The organism is Calditrichota bacterium (genome assembly GCA_013152715.1).
GTDB lineage: Bacteria > Zhuqueibacterota > Zhuqueibacteria > Thermofontimicrobiales > Thermofontimicrobiaceae > 4484-87.
The window spans coordinates 24,301-34,115 of sequence record JAADFU010000049.1; the positions used below are offsets into that span (position 1 = coordinate 24,301).

Annotated in this window: 8 protein-coding genes; 4 read left to right on the plus strand and 4 right to left on the minus strand. The window is 44.3% G+C overall.

Features of this window, described 5'->3' with window-relative positions; translation table 11 throughout:
- Nucleotides 1-71 precede the first annotated feature (71 nt).
- The 4 genes from GXO74_04425 to GXO74_04440 are packed head-to-tail and all read left to right on the plus strand — an operon-like array spanning nucleotide 72 to nucleotide 4,349.
- Nucleotides 72-965: a DUF1385 domain-containing protein gene (locus GXO74_04425; GenBank protein NOZ60906.1), complete on the plus strand. Its 894-nt coding sequence runs from the start codon at nucleotides 72-74 to the stop codon at nucleotides 963-965.
- Between the two features lie 15 nt (nucleotides 966-980).
- A complete protein-coding gene (gene prfA, locus GXO74_04430) occupies nucleotides 981-2,054 on the plus strand; it encodes a peptide chain release factor 1 (GenBank protein ID NOZ60907.1) in 1,074 nt (357 codons plus the stop codon).
- Complete coding sequence (prmC, locus tag GXO74_04435; GenBank protein NOZ60908.1) at nucleotides 2,051-2,932, plus strand: peptide chain release factor N(5)-glutamine methyltransferase; 882 nt, start codon at nucleotides 2,051-2,053, stop codon at nucleotides 2,930-2,932. The genes prfA and prmC overlap by 4 nt, the downstream gene beginning before the upstream one ends.
- Before the next feature lie 46 nt (nucleotides 2,933-2,978).
- Entirely contained in the window at nucleotides 2,979-4,349 is a 1,371-nt protein-coding gene (locus GXO74_04440) for a phosphomannomutase/phosphoglucomutase (protein ID NOZ60909.1), read from the plus strand.
- Nucleotides 4,350-4,562: 213 nt separating this feature from the next.
- Here GXO74_04440 and GXO74_04445 read toward each other — a convergent pair whose 3' ends face one another.
- From GXO74_04445 to GXO74_04460, 4 genes are all read right to left on the minus strand, one after another.
- Complete coding sequence (locus GXO74_04445; protein ID NOZ60910.1) at nucleotides 4,563-5,705, minus strand: HEAT repeat domain-containing protein; 1,143 nt, start codon at nucleotides 5,703-5,705, stop codon at nucleotides 4,563-4,565.
- Nucleotides 5,706-5,799: 94 nt separating this feature from the next.
- Nucleotides 5,800-6,387 (minus strand): hypothetical protein, encoded by a 588-nt coding sequence (locus GXO74_04450; protein ID NOZ60911.1) that lies wholly within the window; start codon nucleotides 6,385-6,387, stop codon nucleotides 5,800-5,802.
- 204 nt (nucleotides 6,388-6,591) lie between these two features.
- Nucleotides 6,592-7,680 carry a hypothetical protein gene (locus GXO74_04455; protein ID NOZ60912.1) on the minus strand — a complete coding sequence of 363 codons (1,089 nt, stop codon included), beginning with the start codon at nucleotides 7,678-7,680 and terminating at the stop codon, nucleotides 6,592-6,594.
- 460 nt (nucleotides 7,681-8,140) lie between these two features.
- The gene (locus GXO74_04460) at nucleotides 8,141-9,514 is read right to left on the minus strand and encodes a sigma-54-dependent Fis family transcriptional regulator (GenBank protein NOZ60913.1); all 1,374 of its coding nucleotides are present in this window, start codon (nucleotides 9,512-9,514) and stop codon (nucleotides 8,141-8,143) included.
- Between the last annotated feature and the right edge of the window lie 301 nt (nucleotides 9,515-9,815).

A 9,815-nucleotide genomic window follows, 5' to 3' on the forward strand; every position in this document is an offset into this window, starting at 1 on the left:
AAAAAAAGGAAAAGAATTTGGCAGAAAAGAAAAAAATTAATGTTGGCGGACAGGCGGTGATCGAAGGCGTCATGATGCGTTCGCCAGAGCGGGTCGCTGTGGCAGTCCGGCGTCAGGATGGAAAAATCATCCTGAAAAGTGATCCCTACGAGTCTTTCACGAAGCGGAAAAAAATATGGGGATTGCCCATCGTTCGCGGCGCCGTGGTGTTGATTGAATCCATGATTTTAGGGATCAAGGCGCTAACTTTTTCCGGCGATATTGCAGTGGCTGAGGACGGCGAGAAATCCAAACATAGCGAGAAAAATAAAGGGCTCTCCAAACTGTGGTTGGCGGGAACCGTGGCTTTTTCACTCATTGCGGGATTGGCGTTGTTTTTTTATTTGCCGCTGATTTTGACAGGTTTGGTGGGAATAAAGAGCGGGTTTTGGTTTAATTTAGTGGATGGGTTTTTGCGAATTTCTATCTTTTTACTGTATCTCGGCGTGATTACGCTCTGGAAGGATATCCAGCGCATTTTTCGCTATCATGGCGCGGAACACCAGACCATTTTTGCCTTTGAAGACGGTAAAGAACTGACTGTTGAAAATGCGCGACCCTACAAGCCTCACCATCCGCGCTGTGGAACAAGTTTCATCATGACAGTTTTGCTCATCAGCATTTTGGTTTTCTTGACGCTGGGAAGACCTGATTCCATTGCCGACCGGCTCATTCGGCTGGCTTTTGTGCCGCTCATCGGCGGAATTTCCTATGAAGCGATCAAACTGTCTGACAAAAAAATGAATAACCCCATCGTTCGCTTAATGGTCTTGCCGGGACTGTGGCTGCAACGCATTACCGCTCTGAAACCAGACGACTCGATGTTGGAAGTGGCAATTGTCGCGCTAAAAGGGAGTCTGGGAGAAAAATTTACAGGAGACACCAACGTCGTCTGGGCGGATGATGTGAATCAGCAACAAGCGTGATTGGAGTGGCTGAATATGATTGATAAATTAGAAAAAATAGAAGCGAGATATCAGGAGCTCAGCAAACTGTTGAGCGCCCCGGACATCTTCAAAGATCAAAACCAATTTCGAAAACTCTCCAAAGAACAAAGCGAATTGACGCCAATTGTGCAAAAATTTCATAAATTACAAACCATTCGCCGTCAATTAGCGGAAGCCCGCGAGATCGTCGATCAGGCGGACGATTCGGAGATGGCTGAATTGGCAGAAGAGGAGATCAAAGAGCTGCAGCCGCAGGAAGAGGAATTGGAACAGGAATTGAAAATGTTGCTCATTCCCAAAGATCCTGAAGACGAAAAAAATGCGATTATCGAAATTCGCGCCGGTACCGGAGGGGATGAAGCTTGTTTGTTCGCCGGCGATTTGACGCGAATGTATTTCAAATATGCTGAACGCCAAGGCTGGAAGACAGAAGTCCTCAGCTCGCATCCGCAAGAAAGAGGCGGTTTCAAAGAAATTTCTTTTCAGGTCACGGGTTCCAATGCCTACGGAAAATTGAAGTTCGAAGCTGGTGTCCATCGCGTCCAGCGCGTTCCGGAAACCGAAGCCAGCGGAAGAATTCACACGTCGGCTGCGTCCGTGGCGGTGTTGCCGGAAATGGACGAAGTTGAAGTGAAAATTGATCCCAATGAATTGAAAATAGATGTCTACCGTTCGTCGGGCCCCGGCGGGCAGAGCGTGAACACAACCGACTCGGCGGTGCGCGTGACGCATATTCCGACAGGTCTTGTCGTTACTTGTCAGGATGAAAAGTCTCAGCACAAAAATCGCGCGAAAGCGATCAAAGTTTTGCGGGCGAGATTGTACGAAAAAGCGAGACGAGAAGAGCAGGAAAAATTAGCCGCCGAACGGCGTTCCATGATCAGCACGGGCGACCGCAGCGCAAAAATTCGCACGTTCAATTTCCCGCAAAATCGCGTGACCGACCACCGCATTAATTTGACGCTGTATAAGTTAGATAAAATTTTAGAGGGTGAGTTGGATGAAGTGATCGAACAACTCCTCATTGCTGACCGCGCGGAAAGATTAAAATTTGTTGAAACTCAATGACTAAATCCGCCAACACATACACCGTTCTGCAATTGATTCAACTCATGTCCGATTTTTTGCAGGAGAAAGGAATTGAAAATCCGCGTCTCAATGCGGAGCTTCTGGCGGGAAAGGTGTTGGAATTGGATCGCGTGCAGCTCTATTTGAATTTTGAAAGACCTGTTTCCCCTGCGGAACTTGACCGGCTGCGCGAATTGCTGAAGCGGCGCGTAGATCACGAGCCACTGCAATATTTGCTGGGTGAAACTGAATTTTTTTCGCTTCAGTTCAAGGTCACGCCGAAAACATTGATTCCACGGCCCGAAACGGAAATTTTGGTGGAATTTATCATTGAAAATTATGCGAAATTTTTTCCTGATGTCGATGAAATAAAAATTTTGGACATCGGCAGCGGCAGCGGCAACATCGCTGTGGCGTTGGCAAAAAATATTCCGCCTGCGAAAATTACCGCGATTGATGTGGATGAAGAAGCGCTTGCTGTCGCCAGAGAGAATGCGGCAAGGAATGAAGTCGACGATAAAATTCAATTTATCAGACAGGATATTTTTTCTCCGCTGCCCGAAAATTTTTGGAAATTTCACGTCGTTGTCGGTAATTTACCGTACATCAGCAAAGCGGAAATGAAAACTTTGCCGCGCGAGGTCAGAGATTTTGAGCCGCGCGTTGCTCTGTTCGGCGGCGATGACGGACTGGATTGTTACCGACGCTTGCAAGAAATATTGGATAAAATTCTTCTGCCCGACGGGCTACTGATTTTGGAAATTGGCGTCTCGCAGGGAGACGCTGTGTTGCAAATTTTTTCAAAAAACAAACAATTCAGGCAAAAAGAGATCGTGCCTGATTTAAATGGCTTGCCGCGCATGTTTTGGGCGAAATGAGGATGAAATAAATCAGATTTGAATAAAAAGTAAAAGGAGCGTGAAAATGAATTCGAATATATTTCGACAATACGACGTCAGGGGTATTGCTGACACCGAGTTGACCGATGAAAATATCGAATTAATCGGCAAGGCTTATGGCACGTATTTGGGCAAAAAAGGACTGAAGAAATTTTCCGTGGGCAGAGATGTGCGGCTTTCTTCTTCGAGAATTCAGCAGGCGTTTATTCGCGGGCTGATGTCCACGGGCGCGCACGTCATCGACATCGGCGTGGTGCCGACGCCAGTGCTCTATTTTTCCATTGTTCATCTCAATATTGACGGCGGTGTCATGATTACCGGCAGCCACAATCCCATCGAATTTAACGGTCTAAAACTGTGCGAAGGCATTGCCGCAATCTACGGCGAGGAGATTCAAAAATTGCGCGCGCTCATTGACAAGAATGAATTTTTGACAGGCGCAGGATCGGTCGAAACAGTCGATGTGGTGCCGGACTACAAAGATATGATTAAATCAAAAATTCAATTGAAAAAGCCGCTGAAAATAGTGATTGACGCCGGCAACGGGACTGCGGGAGTGATCGCCCCGGAAATCTGGCGGGATCTGGGATGCGAAGTGATTTGTCTTTACTGTGAGCCGGACGGCAATTTCCCCAACCATTTGCCTGATCCCACTGTACCCAAGTATGTGGTTGATTTACAAAAAGCGGTTCTGGACAACGGCGCCGACATGGGTATCGGCTACGACGGCGACGCCGACAGAATTGGCGCTATCGACGACAAAGGCCGCATCATTTACGCTGACAGACTTATTGCGCTGTTTAGCCGTGATGTTTTGCGGCGCAACCCGGGAGGAACGATCGTCTTTGATGTGAAATGTTCTCAGGCCTTGCCGGAATACATCACAAAATTCGGCGGCAAGCCACTGATGTGGAAAACGGGGCATTCGCTGTTAAAGGCGAAAATGAAAGAGGAAAATGCTCCCTTTGCCGGCGAAATGTCGGGCCACATCTTTTTTGCCGACGATTTTTTCGGATACGATGACGCAATTTACGCATCCGGCAGATTGATGGAGATGGTCGCTGCCGGCGATAAAAAATTATCTCAATTGGCGGATGAAATCCCTGCTTTCGTGAGCACCCCGGAAATCCGCATCGAGTGCGCGGATGAAAAAAAATTTGATATCGTTGCAGACCTGGTGAAATCATTCAAAGAAAAATATGAAGTCATTGACATTGACGGCGCACGCGTGCAATTTGGCGACGGCTGGGGTCTGGTGCGAGCGTCAAACACGCAGCCGGTTTTAGTGCTACGATTTGAAGCGAAAACCGAGGAAAAACTGGCAGAAATCAAGCGAATTTTCAAAACCAAACTGCACGAATATCCGGCGATAAAGTTTACGGATGACGAATTTTAAAAATAAACGGAGGGACTGAAAATGAGAAAAAGAAAGGCTAAAAAAATTCTGAGAAGCAAAGAAAGGCTGAATTATTCGCCGAAACAGCTCGAAGCGGCAGAGAAAAAAGTGGGATTGAAAAAGAAGGATCAGGCGAGCGAAGTAAAATAAAATAGTCGAGTTGAGTCATAAAAAAAATTCCGAAGAAAGCACCCATCTTCGGAATTTTTTTTGTCAATTTTGCATGGAATGGAAAATATCAATCATGAACTCTAATCTTTTTTCTTCTTCGGTCTGCCCTATCCAGTAAATTGCAGTTTCGCGCAAGTCTGCGTCCGGATTTTCCACGGCGATCTTCCGCAAAATCGCTTTGCCGACGTCGTTCGGGAGTTGACTAATGGCAAAGATGGCATGTTCTTTAATCGCTCTGTTTTTGCCGTTCGTTACAATTGACACAAGCGTGCGAATGGAATTTTTGTCGCCAATTTGACCCAACCAGAAAATTGCTCGTTTGCGGACATCGGCGCTTTGATTTTTCAAGGCAAGCTTGCGCAATATGCGCCGCGCGCCGGGATATTGATTTTGCGCCAGCGATTGAATGGCTGCGCTGCGGAGTTTTTCGGAAACGGTTTTCGCGCTGATCAAAGCTAACAAGCGAACGCAACGCCTGTCCGGATAGTTTCCCAAGCCGGAAATGGCAGCCATTTTGACTTCGTCGGAAAATTTATTTTTCAAAATATTCCTGGCGAAGGGGAAAAATTCTTCGGGCAAATTATGATACGATAAAGCGTTCACTAATTGCCGCTGCCATTGACAATGCGTCTCCGTCCGAAAAATATTTTTTAAATAAGAAAAGCTGCGGGACGCGCTCACTGTTCCCAACCAAAATATAGGGATGTCTTGATCATCAAACTCGGCATGCGGCGACATCGGTTCAATTTCTAAAAATCGCGGCCTGCCGGATTGGAGAAAAAATTTTATGACGATCAGACAGTCGTCTGCGCACCATTGATCGATTTGTGTTTTGCCAAGACATTCTTTATTAAAAGGGACGCCGATTTGTCGATTATCAGAATTAACTAATTGACGTTCATCTTCATTCATTAAGATGTCACCGAGACGCGGAAATTTACTTGCGCCTTCGAATGGCGGGATGATTTTCGACGGCGGAGAAATACCTTTGTCAATGCGGTAAATAATCCAAATGTACGGGTATTTTTTGTGACAAATGGAAAATCTGAACGTTTGGGTCAGTTTGTCGCCAAGAAGAATTTCTTTTTGCGCGAGATCAGTGTAAATCGTGGCTGCGGAAACATGCATGCTGTGCAAACATAGAACAAGAATCCACAGGATGACGAATAAACGGAATAGTTTCATGGCGTCAATGGTTGTAGTTTCAATTTGCCATCAGGTTTTTGGTTTGGATCGCAATATTGACAATTTTATCTGGTGCGACGGCGGAGGCGAACGATCAGTCTTGAAGATAGACTGTAATTATTTGGCGCTCGAAATTGGCCACGTCAAACTTTCCGAGATTTACTTTCCCGGTCCCATCGCTAAAAAACTGCTCTCCCTCGGACGAAATTTGTAGGCGAATGTTTCGATACAACCGCTCATGGGGAGAAAGCAAATACAGAGTCGATTCTCCCGTTGCGCGTGATTTCACCGCACGCAGGAAAATTTCCCCGCGATTCAGCGTAACATTTTGAAAATTACTGTTTGCTTGCGCATTTGAAGAAACAACGACCTGCGCGAAATAATCCAGCGATTTGTGGCCGTTCAACGGCTCCACCGGTTTCAACAGGACGCCAGTTATCTCAGCGTCAGCGTCGCCAATGGAATTGAGTAAATCAAAAATGGTTGATGACAATGGTGTCGCGGCTTCATCGTTGAAAATAGTATAAAAACGAGACAACTCGTTGAAGATAATGCGGCAGGGCGCACATTGTTGCAAGTGATTGGCAACTCTATTCTGTTCCGCATCTTCAATGACCTGATTCGTCATGAGCGATTCGATAATATCCGCTTCAGGGCATGAATGTTGTTTTTTTTCTTTCATAGGAGGCTGTCTTGGTGGACTTTACGTCCCACTTTTCAAAAAAGGACTTATGCACGCTGCCTGCGCCGGATGCATTGGTGCAAATCAAAACGGATGTTTGTCCTTCTGAAATGCATAAGTCCGTTGCTTTTGAATTTGTAAGGCTATTATTTAGCTGTCTTTTTGTTATTTTATATACAAACAAGCCTCCAATTTTACGGAAAATTATAACAATTCACTCAATTTTTTCCGCAATGATTTCTTCGTGAGTTTGATCAAATACTCGAAAATAGAGCGTTCCTTTTGTCGATAGGTCCTTTGCGTCAAAGCGGGCAAATATCTTTTCAAATACTGATAGTTGGAATCCGTGGCTTTGTCGCGAGTCAACTCGTAAACAAAATCGCTGATGGCACGGCAGTAAATATCAGCTTTCTGCGGAGAAATTTTGTTCTTTAGCAGATATTGGGAGTGAATTTTTTGATGAATTGTTCGGATTACATGGCGGTTGACTTTGTCAATTTCTTTACTCTGAATATCGTCAAGGGGTGTGGATCGATCCACGTCGTTGGAAAGTTGTTCGTAGGCGTGTTGAAAAGTCACTTCGCGGATAATACTTGCAATAAGATCGACGGCTAAATAATTATGATATTGCGGCAGGCTGACGACGATATTCATAATTTTGTCCAGCATAGCAGAAACCGAATCAGACGGCTGATATTTTTCCAGAAAAAAATGAAATAATTCCCTTTCCGGAATCGTCTTTTTCTTCAAATCTTTGGGCAATGGCACGGATAAAGTCGTATCGCTCATTTCAAATTCGCTTGTCTGACAATTATCAAACCGAGGGTTAAGATAGACAAATTCCCGTCCCATTTCTCGAATCGATGAAAATTTTTGAGAATTCCGAATAGCAACTTTGATGTTGCGAATTATTTTGGCACCTTCCGGATCGCGCTCTTTAAAAATTCGCGACAATTCCTGTTTGGTCTTTTTGACGATCAGACGACGGAGCATGTTGGAGAGCTGACCTTGCGCCGGAGGTTCCGGACTATTGATAATTTGTCCAAAATATCGCGTCAATTGAACGAATTCACCGCTTTCATTCCGCATGAATAAACTGGCGATACAATCAATTGCCACGTTCTCAAGCTCATTGCTGCTTTCCTGATTTCTCGGGCGAATGTTTCTGCCATTGATTTCCAGGTATTTTAAATAACTGATTGCAATTTTCTGGGAAATGTTGATGAATTCTGTCAATTGCATCGGGCTGTACGTACCGTCGCAAATGGTCTTTATGAGAGGAAATAATTTCACAAGCTCCATGCCCACATCTTTTCAGTAAAAGTTATAAAATTATTTGGATCAATTATTAGTCGCTATGTTTGCAATTATTATACCATTAAAACTAATGAGGTTATGATATTACAGACAGGATAACTGCCCAAAAAACAAGGAATAAAAAATAGCATTTGACATAATAAAATAATTATTATGTTCATACGTGATACAAATGTATCAGCATCGAACAATTCACCGGGCGGTTATAGTTGGCTTGCCGCGTTGTGTGTGGCGCGGTTAATGGCGTTATCTCTCGCGAGTCAGCAGGATTCACCGTCAAATTTAAAAAAAAGAGAGAGCAGATAATTCGCAGGTCTTATTTTAAATATTTATAATGCAAAATTTGTGCCTTTTTCGGAATATTTTGGAGGCATAAAAAAAGCTGACCACAGAAAAGCTGCGATCAGCTATCATTCAAAGAGAGCTTGCCGTTGGGCTATTTATTTATCGGCAAACCATATTTTTTTGCTTTGCGGTAGATCGTGGCGCGACCTATTCCAAGTTTTTTTGCGGTTTTTGAAATATTGCCTTCGTTTTCCAGCAGTGCCTGGCGTAGCGCCTGTTCCTCCAATTTTTCTATCCAAGTGGCAAGCGTTTCGTCGGATTCATAAATTTTTCTTTCACCGATGGAACGAACCGCAGTCGGTAAATCTTTGGTCGCGATCTCATTAGTGCTTGCCAGCACTACGGCGCGCTCGATAGCATTTTCCAGTTCGCGAACATTGCCGGGCCAATTGTACGCCATGAGCAGCTCCAGAGCCTCAGGCGAAACACCCACAATTTCTTTTTCCTCCTGCTGAGAATATTTCCGAATAAAGTGAGCGGCAAGCAGAGGAATGTCTTCTTTTCTGTCGCGCAACGGAGGTATCCTTATGCGAAATACATTCAGCCGGTAAAACAAATCTTCTCTGAATTCATTTTTCTTAATTGCCTCTTCCAAGTTGGTGTTGGTAGCAGAGATAACCCGGACATCGACATCGATGAGATCATTGCCACCGACACGTTCAAATTTTTTTTCTTGCAGCACACGCAGAACTTTTGCCTGTGTCGCCGGAGACATGAGCCCGATTTCGTCAAGAAAAAGCGTGCCATTATTCGCCTGTTCGAATTTGCCGATGCGGCGGGTCATGGCGCCGGTGAAGGAACCTTTTTCATGCCCAAAAAGCTCGCTCTCTAACAGCGTTTCCGGAAGTGCCGAACAGTTTACTGCCACAAAAGGTTTGTTGGCACGAACCTTGTCGTGATAATGAATGGCGCGCGCAACAAGTTCTTTCCCCGTTCCGCTTTCTCCCAAAACGAGAACCGTGACTTTGCTGTTGATCACTTTTTCCATGGATTTAAAAACCTCTTTCATGGCGCCGCTTTGCCCGATGATGTTTTCAAATTCGTAGTTCTGTCTCAATTCATTGATCTCATTTTGCAGCGAGCTGATCATAAGGGCGTTTCTTACGGTGACTATTAATCTGTTTCTATCCTCGAACGGTTTTTCAATATAATCGTAGGCGCCAAATTTCATTGATTGGACAGCTTTTTCGAGGGATCCCAATCCGGAAATCATAATGACCGGAATTCGAGGATCATACTCCTTGATTCGGCGCAGTGTTTCAATTCCGTCGATGCCGGGCATTTGGATGTCCAATAAAATCAAATCAGGAATTTGCTCACTGATATATTTCAGACAAGCTTCACCGTTTGTGACCGAGGAAAAGTCATATTTTTTTTCCGGCTTCAAATATCCTTCGATGAGTTTTGCAATATGTTTTTCATCATCGACGATCAAGATTTGATATAAACTTTTATGCTCTGCCACTTTATGCGCTCCTAAAGTTAGTTTGCGTTGTTCTCATTCTTAATAATAACAAAATTATTTCAAATTTTCAAGTGTTTTTTCAATTGATTTGAATGTCCCCCAAAATCATCAACTCTAATGTGTGATGTGATTCGAAAAATAAAAAAGTTATCTCCGGGGAATAATCTGAAAAAGCTATTTCCCGAAATTCACAACTTTATTTCACTTTCTGGACATTTAACTTTTGTTCAACTCCTACCGGAGTTGTCGTCTTTTTGATTTAAACCGTCTAAAAATGTTGAATCCCTTCGGGATTCAGAGA

Excerpts from the sequence above, each read along its gene's own strand:
- GXO74_04425 (NOZ60906.1), top strand. The coding sequence starts at position 72 with ATGATGCGTTCGCCAGAGCGGGTCGCTGTGGCAGTCCGGCGTCAGGAT.
- GXO74_04440 (NOZ60909.1), top strand. The coding sequence starts at position 2,979 with ATGAATTCGAATATATTTCGACAATACGACGTCAGGGGTATTGCTGAC.
- prmC (NOZ60908.1), top strand. The coding sequence starts at position 2,051 with ATGACTAAATCCGCCAACACATACACCGTTCTGCAATTGATTCAACTC.
- GXO74_04450 (NOZ60911.1), bottom strand. The coding sequence starts at position 6,387 with ATGAAAGAAAAAAAACAACATTCATGCCCTGAAGCGGATATTATCGAA.
- prfA (NOZ60907.1), top strand. The coding sequence starts at position 981 with ATGATTGATAAATTAGAAAAAATAGAAGCGAGATATCAGGAGCTCAGC.
- GXO74_04445 (NOZ60910.1), bottom strand. The coding sequence starts at position 5,705 with ATGAAACTATTCCGTTTATTCGTCATCCTGTGGATTCTTGTTCTATGT.